This is a genomic window from Bacteroidales bacterium, from assembly GCA_016707785.1.
Taxonomy (GTDB): Bacteria; Bacteroidota; Bacteroidia; order Bacteroidales; family UBA4417; genus UBA4417.
On sequence record JADJGZ010000001.1, the window covers coordinates 146,563 to 166,807 of the forward strand.

General features: G+C 41.2%; 19 protein-coding genes. 13 read left to right on the forward strand and 6 right to left on the reverse strand.

What is annotated here, in order from left to right:
• The first annotated feature begins 50 nt into the window (after window positions 1–50).
• Complete coding sequence (locus IPH84_00585) at window positions 51–662, forward strand: hypothetical protein (protein MBK7171735.1); 612 nt, start codon at window positions 51–53, stop codon at window positions 660–662.
• Window positions 663–670: 8 nt separating this feature from the next.
• Here the strand turns inward: IPH84_00585 and IPH84_00590 are convergent, their stop codons facing one another.
• Window positions 671–1,366 (reverse strand): hypothetical protein, encoded by a 696-nt coding sequence (locus IPH84_00590; protein MBK7171736.1) that lies wholly within the window; start codon window positions 1,364–1,366, stop codon window positions 671–673.
• 85 nt (window positions 1,367–1,451) lie between these two features.
• On the opposite strand from IPH84_00590, the gene IPH84_00595 reads away from it, so the two are divergent.
• Complete coding sequence (locus tag IPH84_00595) at window positions 1,452–2,372, forward strand: hypothetical protein (GenBank protein MBK7171737.1); 921 nt, start codon at window positions 1,452–1,454, stop codon at window positions 2,370–2,372.
• Between the two features lie 13 nt (window positions 2,373–2,385).
• Here the strand turns inward: IPH84_00595 and IPH84_00600 are convergent, their stop codons facing one another.
• Entirely contained in the window at window positions 2,386–4,434 is a 2,049-nt protein-coding gene (locus IPH84_00600) for an acetate--CoA ligase family protein (GenBank protein MBK7171738.1), read from the reverse strand.
• 215 nt (window positions 4,435–4,649) lie between these two features.
• A complete protein-coding gene (locus tag IPH84_00605) occupies window positions 4,650–5,378 on the reverse strand; it encodes a DUF1295 domain-containing protein (protein MBK7171739.1) in 729 nt (242 codons plus the stop codon).
• A 514-nt stretch (window positions 5,379–5,892) separates the two neighbouring features.
• Between IPH84_00605 and IPH84_00610 the strand changes: the two genes are divergently transcribed.
• Entirely contained in the window at window positions 5,893–7,110 is a 1,218-nt protein-coding gene (locus IPH84_00610) for a glycosyl hydrolase 53 family protein (GenBank protein ID MBK7171740.1), read from the forward strand.
• Window positions 7,111–7,126: 16 nt separating this feature from the next.
• Here the strand turns inward: IPH84_00610 and IPH84_00615 are convergent, their stop codons facing one another.
• Together IPH84_00615 and IPH84_00620 are read right to left on the reverse strand one after the other, a co-directional pair.
• Window positions 7,127–7,402 (reverse strand): DegV family protein, encoded by a 276-nt coding sequence (locus IPH84_00615; protein ID MBK7171741.1) that lies wholly within the window; start codon window positions 7,400–7,402, stop codon window positions 7,127–7,129.
• A 335-nt stretch (window positions 7,403–7,737) separates the two neighbouring features.
• Window positions 7,738–9,021: a DAK2 domain-containing protein gene (locus IPH84_00620; GenBank protein ID MBK7171742.1), complete on the reverse strand. Its 1,284-nt coding sequence runs from the start codon at window positions 9,019–9,021 to the stop codon at window positions 7,738–7,740.
• Between the two features lie 145 nt (window positions 9,022–9,166).
• Here IPH84_00620 and IPH84_00625 point away from each other — a divergent pair, with 145 nt between their 5' ends.
• Genes IPH84_00625 through IPH84_00640 form a run of 4 tightly spaced genes read left to right on the forward strand, consistent with a single transcriptional unit; the run spans window position 9,167 to window position 14,369 of the window.
• Window positions 9,167–10,045, forward strand: a complete 879-nt coding sequence (locus IPH84_00625; protein ID MBK7171743.1) for a hypothetical protein — start codon at window positions 9,167–9,169, stop codon at window positions 10,043–10,045.
• A gap of 37 nt (window positions 10,046–10,082) precedes the next feature.
• A complete protein-coding gene (locus IPH84_00630; GenBank protein MBK7171744.1) occupies window positions 10,083–11,006 on the forward strand; it encodes a hypothetical protein in 924 nt (307 codons plus the stop codon).
• A 19-nt stretch (window positions 11,007–11,025) separates the two neighbouring features.
• Window positions 11,026–13,362: a TonB-dependent receptor gene (locus IPH84_00635; protein ID MBK7171745.1), complete on the forward strand. Its 2,337-nt coding sequence runs from the start codon at window positions 11,026–11,028 to the stop codon at window positions 13,360–13,362.
• Window positions 13,363–13,367: 5 nt separating this feature from the next.
• Window positions 13,368–14,369, forward strand: coding sequence for a hypothetical protein (locus IPH84_00640; GenBank protein MBK7171746.1), 1,002 nt, complete (start codon window positions 13,368–13,370; stop codon window positions 14,367–14,369).
• Between the two features lie 603 nt (window positions 14,370–14,972).
• On the opposite strand, the gene IPH84_00645 is transcribed toward IPH84_00640, so the two are convergent.
• A complete protein-coding gene (locus IPH84_00645) occupies window positions 14,973–15,383 on the reverse strand; it encodes a hypothetical protein (GenBank protein ID MBK7171747.1) in 411 nt (136 codons plus the stop codon).
• Between the two features lie 274 nt (window positions 15,384–15,657).
• Between IPH84_00645 and IPH84_00650 the strand changes: the two genes are divergently transcribed.
• The 6 genes from IPH84_00650 to IPH84_00675 all read left to right on the forward strand — a co-directional run bounded on the left by IPH84_00650 (window position 15,658) and on the right by IPH84_00675 (window position 20,217).
• The gene (locus IPH84_00650) at window positions 15,658–16,116 is read left to right on the forward strand and encodes a DUF1573 domain-containing protein (GenBank protein MBK7171748.1); all 459 of its coding nucleotides are present in this window, start codon (window positions 15,658–15,660) and stop codon (window positions 16,114–16,116) included.
• 309 nt (window positions 16,117–16,425) lie between these two features.
• Complete coding sequence (locus IPH84_00655) at window positions 16,426–17,625, forward strand: pyridoxal phosphate-dependent aminotransferase (protein MBK7171749.1); 1,200 nt, start codon at window positions 16,426–16,428, stop codon at window positions 17,623–17,625.
• A 278-nt stretch (window positions 17,626–17,903) separates the two neighbouring features.
• Window positions 17,904–18,923 carry a hypothetical protein gene (locus IPH84_00660; protein MBK7171750.1) on the forward strand — a complete coding sequence of 340 codons (1,020 nt, stop codon included), beginning with the start codon at window positions 17,904–17,906 and terminating at the stop codon, window positions 18,921–18,923.
• A gap of 45 nt (window positions 18,924–18,968) precedes the next feature.
• The gene (locus IPH84_00665; GenBank protein ID MBK7171751.1) at window positions 18,969–19,136 is read left to right on the forward strand and encodes a hypothetical protein; all 168 of its coding nucleotides are present in this window, start codon (window positions 18,969–18,971) and stop codon (window positions 19,134–19,136) included.
• A gap of 17 nt (window positions 19,137–19,153) precedes the next feature.
• A complete protein-coding gene (locus IPH84_00670) occupies window positions 19,154–19,597 on the forward strand; it encodes a hypothetical protein (protein MBK7171752.1) in 444 nt (147 codons plus the stop codon).
• A 5-nt stretch (window positions 19,598–19,602) separates the two neighbouring features.
• Window positions 19,603–20,217, forward strand: coding sequence for a hypothetical protein (locus tag IPH84_00675; protein MBK7171753.1), 615 nt, complete (start codon window positions 19,603–19,605; stop codon window positions 20,215–20,217).
• The last annotated feature ends 28 nt before the right edge of the window (window positions 20,218–20,245 follow it).

Sequence of the window (20,245 nt, forward strand, 5' to 3'; positions counted from 1 at the left end):
TTTGATATACTACCTGTTAGTACAAACTTTCTGCTGATATTGAATGCTTTATGAAAAGCCTGGCCCTATCCAAAACCACCATTTTTGCAATTATTCCGATCTGCCTATTAGGAATTTCGTGGTTTCTTGATTTTATTGTAGTGGATAAGTCGGTTTATTACACCACTTTAATAATCTCAATCTTTTCAATGTTCCTGCTATTCGCCTGGGGTTGGGTGAAAGATTTTCCTGTCTGGACCATCCATTCAATTGGTTTCTGCATTTTGACCAGCATATACCTGACAAGTATCTCAATTCCTCAGCTTATGGGAAGGCAACTCCTGGGACTCTATGGATTACTGCCATTAGCCATCACTATGCTTGTTGCTCTTACTCTGCATTTTTCATTGAATCCCCTGATACAATTATATCAGAAAGTCAAAAACGACAAAAGTATACTGATTTTTATGGTTTATGGTTTCCTGCCTGTTGCATTCATGTTTGCATTTGATGAGGTCCATGCCATAAAATTTCTGCCAATTGCCATTATCTTAATACTCATGACAGCCATGAGTGTTGTAATTTACCTGGGAAGCAACAAGAAGGTTGTAGGAATCGTCACCATTATTTCCGGATTTATTCTTACCAATGCAATCGCAATTACCGTGTCGACCTTGTTATAAGGAGTAACCTATTTCTTTGCCCCTCCCAAACTGGCAAACGTAAGAATAAGCCCGAGGGCAATACCCAGCAATGCGGCAAAAAGCACCTGGAAATCGATAGGAAGCAAGAACGTGATGGTATGGGCAGGGATCCAGAAAAAGGGGATCGTCTTTTTGAAGACGAAATTCCATTGCACATCCCAGTTGATTTTTTGAAAAATCGCACCAAAAGGGATAGGAGTGAAGAGACCTTTCAGACTTCCCCCTGTCTGAAGGATATGGATATCAGTGATCTTATGCAGCGTCATCATTACCGGTGCATATACAAGGTTCATGGCTGTTGAAATGCAAAATGCCACAAGTACCTTTTCAGCACTGAATGCTGACTTTATGATAGACGTTGCACCTTCCATTCCCAGGTATTCAAGGAAGATCGGAGTTCCTGATGAAAATACAGTGAAAGCAAATTTAATCGTTAGTCCGAGGAAACCCCATACAATTGCCCTGGGCAGTATTCCAAAACCTTTTTCATTGTAAACCCCTTTCCGGATGCGAAGTGCAATCATCTCGCCCATTGTGGCCAGTATAGCAAACTTGATAAAACTCATCAGCATGCCATGTTCCCTGTTGAAGTCGTTATAGAATTGGTAAATGGATGGCACGAAGATGAAAGGACAGAATAACAATAAGATAAAGGCAATCAGGTAGAGGTCTGTTTTTTTCATGGGACGGTAATATTCAGCAGGTAAATATACTAGATTTGTTTTGCTAGATATCCAATCTGTTGTAATATTGAATAAGTCAAAATATATGAGTTTCATTGACCTCAGACTCTTCAGCAAGTTCTCCTTTATGCTGCTGTTATTTGTATTTCTATTCAACTTGCAGGTCTACAGTCAGGTAAGTACACGTAAATCGTCGCCTTCTGATGTTTCCATTAGTCCTGATTCCATAACTTCCAAAAAAATTATTCCGGATGACGACCGGGATGATATTCCTTTTATTGATTATCAGCCTGCAGTCATATGGACGACATCTATCGATACTCTCAGGGATTTTGCATACATCAGGAAGAATTTCACAGATCAGTTGTTGTCGGTTTGGAGTGTTCCCGGACGTTACTACCCTGCATCAAGGATTTATGCTGCCGAAATAGGCGGTAACTATTACCGGGCTTGCAAGGTTTCTGCTGATAATTACGTTTTTGCCCAACAACTTGTAAAAGGAAAAATGAACCTTTATGCCTACCGTATCATTCCCCAGACCAATGGCTGGGTGGAAATGGTAAGTCACGATCCTGAAAATGGAGTATACAGAAACAATATGATCATTGAAATAAAGGGAATGAGGCGGTACTGGAAACGATTTGGTTACATGGTAACACTGGCACAGGATTCATCAACCATGATCTCCCTTAGCCAGGAAACCTTAAAAGAGTTTTCGGAAAAGTACCTTAAAGAAACACCGGAAGCATATACCCTTGCATCAAAATTCAGTAATCAGAAAAGGCAAAAAATCACCCGGGGTATTGCTGTTGGAATTGTTGTGGGTGCAATCCTGGTTAATATGACCAATTTGGAAGAAAGCAAGTATTTACTGCTCGCGAGTTTTCCACTTGCCATCACCTTAGCTTTGCTTAACAGGGCAAATGCACTGCATCCCGACGATATGGTAAGGATTGTAGAATTATATAATCGCGAAAAACTGGCAAAAGGGTTAGAGGCTGAATAACTGCTTTTTGCCTTTACTTCTGGATTCGAATCCTGGCATCAACAGCAACTAATTGTTTCATATTGCCGATAAGTGGATTTAGATCCATTTCCATGATTTCAGGAGCAGCTTCGCAAAGCGCTGAAACCCTGCTGATAACTTCTGCATAAAGATCCTCATTGATGCCTTCCTGGCCCCGGATACCTCGGATAATGCCATAACTCTTGAGACGCTTAATCATCTGTGATGCCTGAACTGCAGAAACGGGGGAAAGTCCTGATTGAATATCCTTCAGTACTTCAATATAAATCCCACCCATTCCACAGAGTATCATGTGCCCGAAATTCGGCTCATAGTTGGCTCCCACATAAACATATTGTCCGGTAAGCATAGGTTGGATCAGGATGGCTGTGGTTTCAGGAATAACTATCATCCTTTCAAATTCAGAGGCTACCTTATCGAAATTATCCACATTGAGGGCAACACCGCCAACATCTGACTTATGCACTGGCCCTACAACTTTCATTACCACAGGAAGTCCCAGTTTGCTGGCTGCACGAATGGCTTCCTCCTTACTGTTCACAACAGCTTCACCGGCCCTTGGGATTCCGGCTGCATCCAGTAATTCCTGCACTTTTTCAGGGTGAAGGTATCCGGATTCATTATCGTTGATAATCATCCTGATTTTATCAACATCAACTTCAGGTAGCAGAGTAAATTCCTCAGCAGGGGCAGGGGTATTGAATACTTTGCACAAGGCATTGCCGAAAACCACTTCATCAGGAAAGTTAATCCTGCCCAAAGAGAGGAAATAGTCGATTTCGTTCTTAACATTGATAATGGATGGTAAAATAGGGTAGATGGGCTTGGAACAGCTTCTCATCTTTTCATCCAGTAACTTGTAAACATCATACACCTCAAATAATCCCGGACTGCCAAAGATTACCGCCATGGCATCGATGTTATCGAATTTCTTATCGCAGTATTCAATGATTTCACCCAGTTGCTCCGCTGTCCCTGTAGCCAGGAAATCGATAGGATTGGCAACGGATGATCCGGGGAAAAGTTTTTCCAGGAGTTCGGGGCTTTCCAGTTTTGGGATTTCAAGGCCTCCTGAAGATAGCGCATCTGTAAGCATCACAGCAGGCCCGCCGGCATGGGTAATGATGGCAATATTCTTTCCTTTTAGCTCTTTATGCATGAAAATAGATGCTACAGCTGCCAGTTCTTCCCTTCCATAGCAACGTACAATACCGGCTTTGCGGAATAGTGTATCCACTGCCACATCGGGGCTTGCAAGGGCTCCTGTATGTGAAGAAGCTGCCCTGCTGCCTGCCGAAGAGCTTCCGGCTTTGATAGCAGCAATTTTACAGCCTTTCCTGATTAGCGATGAGGCGTGTTTTAGTAACATCTGTGGTTTGTTTACACTCTCCACATACAACAGCTTGATTTTCGAACTTTTTTCAGGATCGAAGGTCTCGTCCAGGTGTTTCAGGATATCTTCCACACCCAATTGAGCACTGTTTCCTACCGAATAAACACTTGAGAAAGTGAGTCCTTTAGGCATGGCAGCTTCCATAATGAAAACTGCAGTTGCACCTGAACCTGAGATAAAGTCGACGCCCTGAGAATCCAGTTTAGGAATAGGAGTAGTAAAAACAGAGGTATGAAACGGATTCATCATTCCAATGCAGTTAGGCCCTATCAGGCTTGCACCATATTGATTGCAGGTATTAACAATCTGCTCCTCAAGCCTGGCACCTGCTTCACTTTCCTCATGAAAACCTGCAGAAAGGATGATAAATGCCCTTGTTGACTTCTCCCTTGCAAGAATCTCAACAGTTTCAGGACAAAATCTTGCAGCTATAGCAAGAATGGCCAGGTCAACCTGTGGCAGTTCTGATACTGAAGGATAGCAATCCAGTCCCTGTATGCTGCTTTCCTTTGGATTGACAACATATAAAGGCCCGTTGAAATGATGGTCCTTGAGGTTTTTCAGGACTTTTCCACCAGGTTTGGTGATATCGTTTGAGCCACCGACAATAACAATGCTTTTAGGTTGGATGAGCTGAGGGCTGATCATAGGCTTTTATTAATCAAGGGTTTGATAATCAGTAAGATCGTCACAATTTTTTAGGAAGAAGCTTCTGAAATTCAAAGCGAAATTAGCAAATTATACTCATGCTTTGCAGAATTTGCTGCTTAGAAAGAGTTATACTTAAAAGAAGAAACTGTACATCAGATGACTAATAGTAAACCTGTTTCGGTTCTGTATTGATCAGATGGCAAAAGCTGCTATTATTTCATTTTCCTGATTCGGGGGAAAAAGGGTGGAACCAAAGCAGCATATTCTTCCCATTCGGCCTTTCCCTGGTACTTTTTTTCAAGCATCGGCACCCCTGATACATACCTTAATAATATGAACATGATCACAGGACTGATGATGGTAAAAAAACCATCCACTTCCGGGATCGCTATCAGCCAGATTCCTGTCCAAACAATAAATTCGCCAAAATAATTAGGGTGGCGGGTAAATTTCCATAATCCTTTGGTCATCAGTACTCCATTGTTGGCGGGGTTCTGCCTGAACTTTCTCAGCTGATAATCACCAATGCTTTCGAAAAGGAATCCGAAAAGAAAAATAAGGGTACCCATTATTTCAGGAAAGCCTATACTGCCGTCAGGGGAGGAGTTAACCAGGATAACAGGCGATGCGATGATCAGCATCAGGGCACCCTGAAGCATGAAAATCTGCAGGTAACTTCTGAGAAGGAATAAGGTCCAGGTCTCCCTCCAGTTTCTATACCTGAAATCCTCACCTTTCCCACGGTTCCTGAAATAGATGTGCATGGATAGCCTTAATCCCCATATCACCACCAGTGAATTCAAGAGAATGTGTTTGGCTGTGTAAACCTGATCTACCATTAATCCGGAAAAACAAATCAGGATAAATCCAATTCCCCAGAAAATATCAATAATAGAATTGTCCTTTTTCATTGTTGCCAAAAGGAATAGAAAGCTCATCATGCAGAAAATGAGCAAAGCTGCGAGGGTAAAGTGTTCCTTAAACATAGCGGAAAGATAAATATTTTTTGTTTTATATTGGAAGATGTTTGATGTCTAATATTTGATTTTCGGATTACGGATTTTTGGAATTAAGATTTAGGATTTGCTACTTGGATTTGGTTCTTGAGATTTGGTCCACCGGGATGTTTTGGTACTTGATTTGGAATTGGTTTGAGATTTGACTTGATTTTAATTTTGAGCGCGCCCAAAAAAAAAAACCCCCTTTTTCATTTGGAATTTGGTTCTTGATTCTGGAACCTGAATTATTTGATTTAGGAATTTTGCATTTACATTTTCATTCTGCGGCCGGGGGGGGCATTTGTCCCCAAGGGGGTTTTCGATTTTCCCAATGGTTGATGTTTGGCCTCACAAAACACTCAACGTAATTAATATCTGCATTGCATTTTAGCATTTTCAGGGGTGGGCAAAATAATCGTAATTTTGGCCTTCATTCTATAAATCAGCACTGGTCCTGATGAAAAGCTTCCTGCTTCTGTCCTGTCTCGCACTTTTCCTGCTTTCTTCCTGTACAAAGAAGACAGATGACCCTGTAATTCCTGATCCCACTGATACATCTGACAAGGTATTTTATACACTGGATAAGTTCTGTATGGGAGCCGACCTTTCTTATGTTAATGAAGTTCAGGATCATGGTGGGATTTACCGCGACTCCGGGAAAATTGTTGATCCGTACCTGATTTTCAAAAACCATGGATGTAACCTGGTGAGGATCCGGCTGTGGAATCACCCGCTTTGGACAAAGGAAGTGTATGGTGCTGAAGGAACTCAAATGTACAGCGACCTTGCTGATGTGGAAAAATCAATTCGCAGGGCTAAATCTTTAGGAATGGGAGTGAACCTCGATTTTCATTATTCTGATACCTGGGCTGATCCATCCCATCAGGATGTCCCTTCTGAATGGCAATCCATCAATTCACTGCAAGTACTCAAAGATTCAGTTTATCAATTCACATATCGAACCTTAAAATATCTTGATAGTCAGGGACTGATGCCAGAGATGGTACAGATAGGGAATGAAATCAACTGTGGTTTATTGATAACTTCAGCCCCGGCAGCTTTCCCTGATTTAAATGCATGTAACGGCAACTGGGAGGCCCTGGGAGAAATTCTGAATATGGGAATAAAGGCTGTAAGGGATGTTTCCTCCCAGTCAGCCATCAAAACTCAGATCATCCTTCACATTGCGGAACCCAGGCATGTGGAATGGTGGTTTGACCAGGTTATACAGCAAGCGAAAGTAACAGATTTCGATATTGTGGGATTTTCATACTATCCATTATGGCATACGGATACTCCTTTGGCTAATGTTGGCAATGCCATTACCCGCTTTAAAAACCGATACCAACGAAAGGTAATGGTGGTTGAAACGGTCTATCCCTGGACTATTCAGGGGGCTGATAATTATATAAACCTGTTTGGTAATCAACCGGCCATTGCTGGTTATCCCTTCACTGAAAAGGGTCAGTATGATTTTTATGTAGCCCTGACTGATAAAGTGATAAAAGCAGGAGGTGACGGGTTAATGGTTTGGGAACCTGCTTGGATCAGTTCAGAATTAAAGACACCCTGGGGGAATGGATCTTCCTGGGAAAATGCTACATTTTTCGATTTTGAAGGAAACACAAAAAAAGGGATAGATTTTATGACCTATCCCTATCAGTTTCCTGAATAATATATTGATGTGAGTGCTATTTCATCATAACAGAAACTACCACAGTCCCTGGTCCGCCATTTACACCCAAAACAGGGCTGCAGTCGTTGATGAATTTAGGTTTCTCACCGGTAAGCTGCTCCAGCTGATTAGCATACCACTGAGCAGAAGATGCGTTTCTGATATGAGAAATGGCATATCCCCAGAATTGCTGGCTGGCTATTAAAGAATCAATTTCCTTCATTACCCGTTTCATACTGCCGGCTTCACTGAAAGCTTTTCCAAAAGTATCTCCCTTACCTTCTTCAGTCATGGTAATGATAGGATTAACCCAAGCACTTGCCCATCATTCCTTTTGAATAACTAAGTCTTCCACTCTTCACCAGGTATTTCACAGTCTTGGCACTGACCAGAATCCTGGATTTTTTGTTCCATTCCGGAATCAGGGCAGTGATCTCATCGTGACTCATTCCGTTCTCAATGGCTTCAGCTACCCTTAGAACAATAAGTCCCAATGCAGAAGAAACCCTGTTGGAATTATGAACTGAAATCCGTTTTCCAGATTGTTCGCTTACAGCTTTTGCAGCCCTCTCACTATTTGAGAAAGTGCCGCTGAATGCATGGCTGATATGGATACCAATGGTGGACTCATAGTGGGTGCCAAGGAATGAGTAGCGATTGATGAAATCCTTGTAAGAAGGTTGTGCAGTGGTAGGATAAACAGGGGAGGTGTCGAGTAAGATTATAGAACTTATCGGACGAAATAGTGGTGTTATCAAGGAAATGACTGCTCCCAACATGCAAGCTTAAAGGAACAATATGAATCTGGTATTTTTCAATCAGTTCCTGCGGAATGTCGCTGGTTGAATCGGTAAGAAGTGCAATAGGCCATTTGCGGTTATGGGCAATATCACTTTGCATTACCATATCATCTACTTTCTGATAGGTAATCGAAGCTCTTTTGCCAACAATATCAAACAGTGCAATAGGATCATCGGAATGGATGTGGAAACGGAGTTTCTTGTCCGAACCGGCAACCACCATAGAATCACCCATACCTTCAATCGACTTGCGGATGCTGTCCTTGTTTTCTTTGGGATGGGCATCCAATGAAAGAAGGGCTTCACAGCAATACCTGAAAGTTATCTCTTCATGAGAAAAAGTGTCGGTGTCAAGAATTGTAATTTCATTGGCTGCCAAAGAAACTTTGCGGATGGTCTGGCGATTCTTAAAGAAATCAATCATTCCTTCAAGAAATAATACAAACCCTTTGGCACCAGCGTCTACTACATTTGCTTTTCTTAAAACTTCAAGTTGAGAAGTTGTGGCAACCAAGGAATCTTTTGCAATCTGGAAAGCTTTGATCAGCAATTCAACGAAATCGTCGATCAATTCCTTCATCTTATAAATAAACTCTGCCCATTCCCTGATTACTGAAATCATTGTTCCCTCAACAGGGTTTGCAATGGCTTCATAAGCATAGGTAACGGCATTGCGGACCGACTTGGCGAAGTTACCCACCGTGAATTCCACTTCTGATTCAATTTCATTGCTGAACCCATAAAGGAACTGTGCGAAAATAATCCCTGAATTGCCACGGGCTCCAACAAGGGCGGCTTCAGCAAGAGCTGTAGCAGTTACCTTTATATTATCTGTTGGAATTGGGCTGTCAACTATGGAGCGCATCATACTGGCCAGGTTGGTACCTGTGTCAGCATCCGCTACCGGAAAAACGTTGATTTTATTTATCAGTCCCTGGTTCTCAAAAACACGCTGTGCGCCTGCAAGGAAAGCATAGTATAAACTACGGCCATCAAGGACTTTAACTAGAGGTTGAATGTTTTCCAAATCCTGTTTAAGATTAGATATGAGCGGTGTCTGATGCAAGGAGCACTTCGACATTTCAATGAAAACAAAGTGCAAAGTTAACATTTCCTGATACATGAAAATTATTTGATATGTTAAAATCCCTAAAGAGCAGGATTATATTTTTTTGTATTCCGGTTTGCTGAAATCAATTTAATGTACATTTGCCACCGATATGCATGCAAATTCTTAACGAAAAATTTATTGATTTATGAAACATCTGGTTCTCTCTGCAATCCTACTGTTGTTTGGAACTGCCATTATTTTTTCAGGTTGTAACAAAGAGGAAGATCCCATTCCTCCTGTTCAAACCTTCACTACCGGTGCCGGTTATATTTCATCTGATATAGCCCTGCCATTTGCTGATTCCATGTTATTTGGTATTCATGTTAAATCCAATGGAACAGATAAACTGGTAAAATTCCAGGTTTATGCCAATGGAACCAATGTAGTGGATTCTACCATCTCAACCCATGATTTCACTATTAATATAGGTTCATACAAAACTTTCCTTGATAAAGAAGTATGGAAATTTGTCAGTACTGATATCGCTGGAAATATTGATTCCGATTCTATCACTGTTACCGGGAATTTTGGAGAAATCAACAGTTTTTCAGGAATAACTTTAGGTGCCCAAAATAACACTACTGCAAAAGGATTTGTTTCCTTCAGCAATAATGCAGCAACCACATACACTCAGGATGAAGCATTCAATCACCAGGCAGATATAGATATGTTCTGCTTCTATGAGAATGCAGCATCAGTGAACCTGATGGCTCTTGCAGCTCCCGGTTCCAACATTAATGGTATTTTTACCGGGGGAACAGCTCCTTCAGAATACACAACGAAGAATGTAACCTATTTTACAAAGACAGACCTGAATGCAACACTATTTGATCTGGTTACTAATGATGCCCTTATTGCTGCATCCTTCGATCCGGATAACAAATTCAAAAAAGCCAAATTATTGACTGCTGGTGATGTATATGCATTTAAACTTGCATCAGGCAAATTGGGGCTTCTCAAGGTGACAAATGTTACCGGTGTTGAAGATGGAAGCCTTGAATTCTCAGTAAAAATTCAGAAATAACGACTGATTTGGGATGTATACTTTACAACCAATGAATATGAAGAGGCCGCAAGGTGGAGTTTTCACCTTGTGGCTTTTTTCATTCCTCACTATTCTTTCATTGTCCTTTTTTTCCTGCAGCCAGGAGGATAGCCCTGGAAAATCTACCCTGTTCCTTAAAACTGGTGTGGCATATACTGCAAATGGGGCCTATGTCCCAATGGGAGGGAAAATAAGGATTGGAATCCAGGCTTCTGGTGGAGGATCCCCTTTAACCTATATCCGGATTGAAAAATCAACCCCATCTGGAACTTTTACCCAGCTCGACAAAGGCATTTATGTGGGAAATGAAGGATTTGATGAAGATTATATTTTCTCCAAGGATACAAACTCTTTCGAGAGATGGAAAATACTGGTAATGAATGCCGATCGCGACACAGTTTCTGTGAGTTTTAATGTTTTCAAGGATAGCGGCAGTTCATACGGTGAAATTATATATATACCTTCTATTACTGTTGGATTGCAGGATAACAGCCAATATGATCAATATCTTGACCTTGAAAACGGGGTCAGCTATAATTCAGCAAATATTTTGGGACATGAAGCTGAAATCGATTGGCTGGGTTATTATTATGTTACTTCAGGTTTGCCTTCCCCTTCATTTACCTGCCCGGGATATACAGCTTCCATAGCTTATTATCCCGAAATCGGAACCTGGCCCGTTAAATCGTCAACAGTTTACGATTATGTGACTTCCGACAATAACCTGATCTCTTTTCAACAATTTGACGCAGCCGAAAATGACAGCCTGCTCGTTTCAGGATTCAAACCGGAAAAAGTGAGTGGGAATTGTAAGTATTGCTATACTGGCAAAGTGGTTCCTTTCAAGACCCAATCAGGGAAGTATGGCATGATCAAAGTAATCCGCGCAGATCAGTCAGCCGATGGTTCTATGGAATTATCAATTAAAGTTCAGAAATAACCTTCCTGATATGATGCAATTGAAGTTAGTCAAGACTTTTTTCCTGGTATCCTGTCTGCTATCAGGTATTCCAGCTATTACACAAACTGCTTCTTGTCTCAAAGGCCGGGTTATTCATGCTGAAACAGGATTGGCTGTTTCTTCAGCACACATCAGGTTTTCAGAATCCTCTGGAACAGCCAGTGATTCTCAAGGGATTTTTGAACTGTGCGGATTGAGAGGTTCAGCAGTTAGAATTACGATCAGTTGCCTGGGATTTACCTCCCTGGATACTCTTGTAAAAACTGAATCATATGGTAAGATATTGATTATTAAGCTCAGACCTTCACAAATATTGATGGATGAGCTAGTGGTTACTGCTACAAGGACCGACAATTCCATTCTTGAAACTCCCGTCAGGGTCAATTTGATCAGCCCGAAATTTATCGCCAATTCACCTGTCAGGACAGTGGATGAAATACTCAAATATGCACCTGGTGTCAATTGGAGCAGGCCTTTTGGGGTTTTTAGCACTAAAGCCATTGTTACCATGCGTGGATTGAGTGGTAAAGAACAGGGCAGGGTGATGGTACTACTGGATGGTATTCCTATTAATAAATCGGATGGGGGCACTGTGGATTGGAATATGATTGATATGGAAATGGTACGCAAAGTAGAAATCACTAAAGGTGCCGGATCAGCATTGTATGGTGGTAATGCAATGGGTGGAGTAATCAATATTATTACACAACCTCCTGCTGAAAAATTGTACACACGGGCTTCACTTGAATTTGGCACCTTCAATACCATGGGTGCTAAGGTTATGGCCGGCGGAAATAAAGCCCTGAAAAGTCCTGCCAATAAGATGTATTGGGGAGTGAGTACCTTTTATCGTCAGAGTGATGGATACATCACACAATCTGAAGCCGACAGATTAGCCAATCCTTACATTATTAAATCAAACCTGATGGAATTCGGGATAAATGCCCGCACTGGACTTAAACTGGGAGAAAAACATCGAATTGAGGCTGTGATTAACTATTACAACGATCATCGCGGAACAGGCGAGAAAGTGCATCTGGAAGATGGAAACGTTACCGATCATGATTCCTATGGCCTTACCCTTAATTACAAAGGAAAAATCGGCAACATGAATATGAATTCCTCTTTATTCAGTCTTACCGAGAATTACAAGAAGGTTAATGAATACCTGAAAGATGACTATACCTGGTATGATGTGCTCTCAGTAAGAAGAGACTTTGGATGGATATCAACTGTCTCACAAAAAGCCGGAAAGTCAAATCTATTGACCGCAGGTTTCGACTACAAAAATGGCTCTGTGGATGCTTACGATAAATATTTCACCTCGACAGATATTGTCTTTAACGAAGGCAGGATGCATACTTTTGCAGTCTATGCGCAGGATGAGATAAGCTTGATGGATGGCCGTTTCCGGATGATTGCAGGTATCCGGTATGACAGGGCTACCTTTTACGACGGGTCATTCAGGATTGAGAACCCCAGCCCCGAAACCTCCTTTATGAATGAGTATGAAGTGCCGGATATGCCCGAACAAAGCTGGGGCGCACTCAGTCCTCGCTTATCACTGCAATATAAACTGAAGGAAAAAGGCCGGGTTTATGCCATGTATTCACGAGGATTCAGGCCTTCAGTCCTGGATGATCTTTGCAGGTCGGGAAGGATAAAAGGAGGATTTAAGATTGCAAATCCAGCCCTTCAGCCGGAGTATCTTGATAATTTTGAATTAGGAGCCGACTGGAAACCTTTCAATCGGTTACAATGGAATGCTTCTCTGTTCTATTCCAAGGGCAAGGATTTCCAATATTATGTTTCAAACGGGCAGACCATTGATATGGACTTTGGTGAGAGGCCGATTTTTATACGTGCTAATATTTCTGATGTTGAAATGGCAGGCGCTGAGACTGAAATTCGTCTTGAAGTGAATTCCCAACTCCAGCTTTTTGCCAATTATTGCTATTCAAAGTCACGAATTCTGGAATACAGAAGAATCGATCAAAATGATACAATCGACCTGGCCGGTAAATACTTCACAGATGTTCCTGAGCATATCATTTCGGCAGGTGCCACCTGGAATCATCCATTTATTAATCTGAGCCTGTTATATCATTACAATGGTGCAATGTATGTGAATGACCATAATACTGTTGATGAGGTGCTTCTTATAAGTCAATATCCTGCCTATTCAACATTTGATATCAAGGTCTGGAAAGAATTCCTGGGCAAATTCAAAGCGTCTCTTTTTATCCAGAATGCTTTTAATACCAAATACTACGACAGTAAATATGCTGTCTGTCCCGGCCGCTTTATTACAGCTGAAATATCCTTTAAACTCTGATCCATATGCTGAAGAAAATTAGTGTTTTAATGTTGATGCTGGTACCATTCCTCCTGAATGCCCAGACCAACGATTTTTATGATGATGCCGAAACTAACCTGCTACCACTGGGAACCATCACTATTGGCGGAGAAATTTCTAATCCGGGAATTGTGGATGTGTCCGCATTACAACTTCGTTCAGTTGTGGTCAAAGAAGCCGTACTACATGAAACAACCGACCAGTTTACAGGGGCCTACCGTTTCGATGGTTATTCCTTATATGATCTGCTTAACCAGGTAGTATTGAAGAAAAAGAATGAAGCAGCATTTCCACCCATCATCGACCTGTATGTGGAAGTGGAGAATGATAAGGGTGATAAGGTGGTTCTAAGCTGGGGTGAGATTTATTATCCTATCCATCGTCATGAAATTCTTATTGCCACTCAAGTAGCCAGAATTGTTCCTTCCAAAACCAAGGAGTTGTGGCCTTTGCCTGTAGAATCAAAATTAGTAGTTGCTTCCGACCTTTTAACTCATCGCAATATTTCGAACCCTACAAAAATTACTGTGCGGTCATATGAAGGGGAATTTACCATTAAGAAAGGGATGAAACCCATGTATGCAGATTCCTTTTCTATCCTCGATGGAAAAGCGATCAAAGAAACTGTTACGAATTTACCAGGTTTATCCTCAATGATTTTTCCTTCCGTATTTTATGGCCGGGGAACCGGGATTCATGGAACTACACCTTTTGAAGGGGTCTTATTAAAAGATGTGCTGGCTAAATATTTTGCAAAAGATGTGGAAAGCCTTAAAACAGGAATTTTTGTCATGACCGGCAAGGATGGCTATCATGCTGTGTATACTTACAGTGAGGTAATGAACCGAAATGACCAGGCAGAAGTACTTCTTTTCAACTCAGCCAAAGATGAAGATGGCGGTTATTTCAAACTCTTTCCTGCCGCCGATTTCTTCTCCGACAGAGCCATTAAATCCCTGGAATCGATTCGGTTTGATAGAGATTAGAAGATGTTGAGATTAGGAGATGAGGAGATGGAGATTAGGAGATTAGGAGATTAGGAGATTGGAGATTAGGAGATGTGGAGATTAGGAGATGAGGATGAGGAGATTAGGAGATGAGGAGATGAGGAGATGAGGGAGATGAGGAGATTAGGAGATGGAGATGAGGAGATGAGGAGATGAGGAGATGTGGAGATTAGGAGATGAGGGGATGAGGAGATTAGGAGATGAGGGGATTAGGAGATGACCCGAAGAGTAGCCTTTCAATTTGATAAGAAGACCAGGGATTCCTGTCCTCATTAGCGGAGCCGAAAGGGGATTTACAGAGTGATAAAACAATCCGGAAGACACCCCCTTTAAGCAGGGGATCTGGGAACTTGGTCGCCAACTGGCGGATGGATTTTGGACTTTGGACTTGAACCGTAAATACTGCCCCAATCGGAATCTCATCAACAAAGCTTAATCCCACCTTATTCAGAAGTTCTCAGCACTCAGCACTCGGCACCCAGCACTCAGCACCAAAAGCCAAAGGTTCCACATTGGGGCACTCAGTACCCAGCACCCCTCAGCACTCAGCACCCTCAGCACCAGCACCCAGCACCAGCACACCTATTTAAGTGTAGTAAACCCCTTAAAATCCCCTGCTTCAATCCGGGCATTAAGCTCCTCGGTAAGGTTGCTGAAGCTGTTACGCAGTCCACAGGCATACATTTTCTTGATGGGATCAGCATCCACAACCATTTTAAGCAGTTCATCGGCTAAAGGAGTTTTAGGTAAGGCAGCATATTCCTCATATTTCAGCTTAATAAATGCAACATCCGGGGTAATGCCCCGGTTATCAAGAAAATATCCGTTCTTCAACTGAGTTGGGTAAGCCAGTGCACCATTGGTATAAACATCCCTGATATCAGGGTAGGAAACAACTGACTTTTTGTCGGCTGACAGTATGATTGGAACCAGTTGTGAGTAATCAGCCCTGGTTTGGTAAATAATTACTTGTGGGGCAGGGAGTTTTGACATGGTCGCAGCATTTTTTGATGATTTATGACACACGCAGCAAGAACTGAGCATTAAGACTGATGCCAGGACCAGGAGGAAGAAAGATATTGATTTATTCATTGGATTGATTTTTTACAAATTTATAAAATTGAACTACTTTTGTTAAAAAAAAGTACCTTTGATTTTCCTTTAATCAAGGAAATTCTGGCACGAAAATTGAGAATATTCAGCCGGTTTTCGAACCGAACGAACAAAAAGCATATTTTAAAGTTTAATCTCTATAATTTCCTACACAATGAAAAGAGTTCTGTTTACCCTAATGATCAGTTTGGTTGTAATGGCATTAGCCGCTCAAAATGCAACCCCGGTTCCTGCAGTGAATAAAAATGCCCCAACCATCAATTTTGAAAAAACAACCCATGATTATGGTACAGTTGTTAAAGGTGGTGATGGTGTATGTGAGTTCAAATTTAAAAATACAGGAGTTGAACCTCTCATACTGTCAAATGTAACTTCATCATGTGGTTGCACAGTTCCTGAGTGGCCCAGGGAACCCATCCTCAAAGGAAAATCAAATGTTATCAAGGTAAAATATGATACAAACCGTGTTGGACCCATTAATAAAACTGTTACAGTAACATCAAATGCTTCAAATACTTCTGTTCAGCTGCATATTATTGGGACTGTTGTTGAAAAAGTAGATGGTGCCAGTATGCCTGTTAAAAATGAAGGTGCTGCTCCCATAGCTAAATAATATTTATTTCCCCTCACTTTTAGGCCCGGATGTACGTCATTCCGGGCTTTTTCATTTTATTAATATACTTCTCTTCAAACCTGACTAGTTCAGTACTGTATCCATCATTTCAGTTATTTCCTCTGTCTGTGAAGAATTGTCAGGGACCTTCACCTGCCGGCAGGCCTGGTTCTGCAATACTTTCTCATTTTATAGCTATTGCTTTAAAGATATATTTATCTGAGGAATATATTTTTAAAAGTCTTTACCCACCTGTTGTGAAATCCTTACTTTTGCCCTGTTTTTCCAACCAACTCAAAATTATTTATCATGCCTACCATCTCATTACGTGGCCAACAAATGCCGGCTTCTCCGATTCGTAAATTGGTTCCTTATGCAGAATCAGCAAAAAAAAGAGGGGTTAAAGTTTATCATCTTAATATTGGACAGCCTGATATCCGTACTCCTGAAGTTGCACTCGATGCAATCCGGAATTATGATGGGAAAGTAATCGAATATAGCCATTCGGCTGGGAATGAATCTTATCGCAGGGCATTGGCTGAAAGTTATGGTAAAATTGGCATTACCGTTGACCATGAACAAATACTAATTACTACCGGTGGTTCAGAGGCAATTCTTTTTGCCTTGTTTTCCTGCATGAACCCAGGGGATGAAATTATTATCCCTGAACCTTTCTATACTAATTATAATGCATTTGCCTTAACTGCCAATGTGGTGGTAAAACCCATCACAGCTAAGATTGAGGATGGATTTGCTTTGCCTCCTATTAGTGAGTTCGAGAAAGTGATCACACCAAGAACCAAGGCAATCATGGTATGCAATCCTAATAATCCCACCGGTTACCTTTATAGCCGTCAGGAATTGGAACAATTGCGCGACCTTGTATTGAAACATGATTTATATCTTTTTGCAGATGAGGTATATAGAGAGTTCTGCTATGGTGGGAATGAGCATTTTTCAGTGATGAAACTGGAAGGTCTGGAACAACATGCCATCATGATGGATTCAGTTTCAAAAAGATATAGCGAATGTGGCGTACGAATTGGTGCACTTGTAACCCGTAATACAGGTATTCTCCAATCAGCACTGAAATATGCCCAGGCAAGGCTGAGCCCACCCTCACTCGGACAAGTAGTAGGGGAGGCCTCATTAAAAACAGGCGCCGAATATTTCAGGGAAGTCTATGATGAATATATCCATCGCCGCGATTTCGTGATTGAGGCTCTGAATAAAATTCCGGGCGTTTTCGCTCCTAAACCAAAAGGTGCTTTCTATGCCATCGTCCGCCTTCCGATTGATGATAGTGATACCTTCTGCCAGTGGCTGCTCGAGGATTTCAGCTATAACAACCAAACCGTGATGCTGGCTCCAGCCTCAGGTTTTTATGCGACACCCGGACTAGGTAAGGATGAAGTTCGTATCGCTTACGTATTAAAGAAGGAAGACCTTGCAAATGCCGTGATTTGTTTGGGTGAAGCATTGAAGGTTTATCCGGGATTGGTGAAATAATCCTTTTGCGAAAATTTAATTGTGATTAACGTAGAGACAAGGCTTGCCTTGTCTCTACGTTATTTTTTGCCTTGTCTCTACGTTATTGTTTGCCTTGTCTCTACGTTATTTTTTGCCTTGATCCTTCCTTAATATTTTAATTATTAAAAGATTAATTTTTCATTCTTCCGTAATTGAAATAAAATACGCCGAACGGCTAATGGTCAAACATATGTAGGAATCTAATTTTGTCGGGTAACAATTTGGTAAATACAAAATAATAAACCAAAACCCTGACAATGAAAACTACATCCTTCCTGTTAACTTTCCTGGTAGCCATATTATATTTTTCTTCCAATGCCCAGGAAACAGATCCTAAATTGGTTAAAGCTTTCGATAAGGCTATGACCATCGAAAAATTCCTGGCGCTGCCTGATGATGATTTCTGGAAATACAGCAAACCAATGATGTACCAGAACCAGGGCTTCGACGACGGTCATGGGATGTTCACCTGGCCTCCATCAATGAAGGTTTTTCCAAAAAGAGTGGGGCTTCTTTCATTTATTGTATTTGATCCTGGCTTTTTTGATGCGAAAGTAAAGAAGTATGGTGGTCCTGATATTTCATATACCGTGACTACAACAAAAAGTGCTTCAATTTCAATCGATAATACTCGGGCAATGGCTGGTTTCATTTATGAGGAAGCTTTGCCAGAACTAAAAGAGAACTTTAAGTATTTTGGGTCAGAACTTCTAACACCGGAAGAATTTATTACATCAGATGCGATTCGTCAGGCCTATAATTCTTTCAACTACGAAGAGAAAGCAAGTGCGAAGGTGTTTAGCGGTGAAAGTGCTGCCAATACCATTGCTGTCCCTGAAGGGCAGAATTTCTTTTATGCCGAAAACTTTACGGTTCCCGGATTTGTAAAAGCTATTGGTCCCAAAGCAGAAGAATTAGGACTTGATGCTGTGCTCATTATAAAAATCGAAATGGGAATTGATGATAAAGGGACTATTTCTGTACAATCGATGAATTATGCCATGTATGGGAAAAATCCTACACCAAAGGATCCTGATAAGCGATATGTGGCTGTTAACCCTGCTACCGGGTATAACGACTATGTGGTTTATTCAGCTAAGAAACTGGGAGGTGAGAAAGAAGCTGCCATGAATGTGGTTCTCTCAATGGAAAACAAAACCAGTAAGGTTTACCGCTTCGAGGGGATTGGAAAACTTGTGAATAAACTGGCTTTGGGGGCAAACTATGAATTAAATATGTGGATTAAAGGTGATTGGAAGCCATTCAAATACAAATAATATTTGTTCCCTCTTTCAATAATCAGCTCCTTAATGCTTTACAACATGATCAGAAAACTATTCTTCCCTATGTCCTTTTTGCTTTTTGTTGCCTTCTTTTTAGCGGCCTGCGAAAAAAATACAGATCCTTCTGATGAGAATGACGGTAATGATTCTACAGCTAATAAAAAAAGGTACTGTTATTTCAATCATCATTCATTTTCTGATGTATAACGACTAAAATGAAAACCATGAATAACATTTTTAAAAGCACGGCACTTGTGCTATTGTTTCTCGTAAGTTTTTCCCTGGACGCCCAGGATCTTAGAGATGGAGACAACATTGCACCTTGTTTAGGACTAACTATGGAATCCGAGCAGGTGAAACAACTGATTAAAGCTTATGATATGAAGGACGATATGCCGGGAGTAAAAGCAGGGAAGGGACTTACTTTTTATTGCCCGGATACCTGGATTCAAAGGATTACATTTCAGAATAATAGCGCTTATGGTTCCTTCAGGGGGGAATTGCCATTTGGCCTTGATTTCGGAATGTCGGTCAGGGAGATCAAGGAAAAATTTCCTTCTGCTAAGGAAACGGAAGATTACATTAAATTTTATGCAACAAAATACTGGGTAGAAATCAAATTTGCCTCTCCCAGGAAAAAGAAAATTGAATTCATCTCAATATCCTAAGATTTATGAAAAGAGGCATTGCACTTTTTATTGGGCTGATATGGGCCTTGTCGATCAAGGCTCAGGTCAATTACTGCGAAATATTCATCAACTCGTTTAACGAAAGTGCCCAGGGTTTTCCATCCTTCCGGCCGGGTATTCCGGATTCGTTGGTTAGAAATACTGATATAAATCCAACGTTCGTTGAACCCTATGGATTGAAAAGCGGCTGGATCGGAAAAGCTGAGGCCCAGCAATCAGCCAGGTATCCCGGACACACCTATACCGAATGGGAAATGCATCTTCGATCCAATGCCACCAGTGCTGGTGAAAGTAGTCTGGAAGAAGTGTACGAACCATTGAAGGCCCAGTTTAGTCAATCAGTTAATAGTATTTATCAATCATGCCTGCAAGAACTTGCCTTAAGTGAATCGTATAATATCACTGAAGAATACTCAAACCTGGTGTTTGGATATCTTATTTATCCGAAAGCAGTTACCCTCAGCGAAAAATCAGACTTTTCCAAAGCAAAAGAAGAACTTAGGGAGTTTCCATATATTTATATCACTTTAGAAAAAAGCTGGGGTGTGAACAGCTATTATTTTTCCTATTCAATCCATGGACTCAGATATAATGAATAGCAGAATCTGAAATACTATACTTTTTAAC

Bases quoted from the DNA above. Each gene is read 5' to 3' on its own strand.
- IPH84_00585 (MBK7171735.1), top strand. From the start codon at position 51: ATGAAAAGCCTGGCCCTATCCAAAACCACCATTTTTGCAATTATTCCG.
- IPH84_00590 (MBK7171736.1), bottom strand. From the start codon at position 1,366: ATGAAAAAAACAGACCTCTACCTGATTGCCTTTATCTTATTGTTATTC.
- IPH84_00595 (MBK7171737.1), top strand. From the start codon at position 1,452: ATGAGTTTCATTGACCTCAGACTCTTCAGCAAGTTCTCCTTTATGCTG.
- IPH84_00600 (MBK7171738.1), bottom strand. From the start codon at position 4,434: ATGATCAGCCCTCAGCTCATCCAACCTAAAAGCATTGTTATTGTCGGT.
- IPH84_00605 (MBK7171739.1), bottom strand. From the start codon at position 5,378: ATGATGAGCTTTCTATTCCTTTTGGCAACAATGAAAAAGGACAATTCT.
- IPH84_00610 (MBK7171740.1), top strand. From the start codon at position 5,893: ATGAAAAGCTTCCTGCTTCTGTCCTGTCTCGCACTTTTCCTGCTTTCT.
- IPH84_00615 (MBK7171741.1), bottom strand. From the start codon at position 7,402: ATGACTGAAGAAGGTAAGGGAGATACTTTTGGAAAAGCTTTCAGTGAA.
- IPH84_00620 (MBK7171742.1), bottom strand. From the start codon at position 9,021: ATGTTAACTTTGCACTTTGTTTTCATTGAAATGTCGAAGTGCTCCTTG.
- IPH84_00625 (MBK7171743.1), top strand. From the start codon at position 9,167: ATGAAACATCTGGTTCTCTCTGCAATCCTACTGTTGTTTGGAACTGCC.
- IPH84_00630 (MBK7171744.1), top strand. From the start codon at position 10,083: ATGAAGAGGCCGCAAGGTGGAGTTTTCACCTTGTGGCTTTTTTCATTC.
- IPH84_00640 (MBK7171746.1), top strand. From the start codon at position 13,368: ATGCTGAAGAAAATTAGTGTTTTAATGTTGATGCTGGTACCATTCCTC.
- IPH84_00645 (MBK7171747.1), bottom strand. From the start codon at position 15,383: ATGTCAAAACTCCCTGCCCCACAAGTAATTATTTACCAAACCAGGGCT.
- IPH84_00650 (MBK7171748.1), top strand. From the start codon at position 15,658: ATGAAAAGAGTTCTGTTTACCCTAATGATCAGTTTGGTTGTAATGGCA.
- IPH84_00655 (MBK7171749.1), top strand. From the start codon at position 16,426: ATGCCTACCATCTCATTACGTGGCCAACAAATGCCGGCTTCTCCGATT.
- IPH84_00660 (MBK7171750.1), top strand. From the start codon at position 17,904: ATGAAAACTACATCCTTCCTGTTAACTTTCCTGGTAGCCATATTATAT.
- IPH84_00665 (MBK7171751.1), top strand. From the start codon at position 18,969: ATGATCAGAAAACTATTCTTCCCTATGTCCTTTTTGCTTTTTGTTGCC.
- IPH84_00670 (MBK7171752.1), top strand. From the start codon at position 19,154: ATGAATAACATTTTTAAAAGCACGGCACTTGTGCTATTGTTTCTCGTA.
- IPH84_00675 (MBK7171753.1), top strand. From the start codon at position 19,603: ATGAAAAGAGGCATTGCACTTTTTATTGGGCTGATATGGGCCTTGTCG.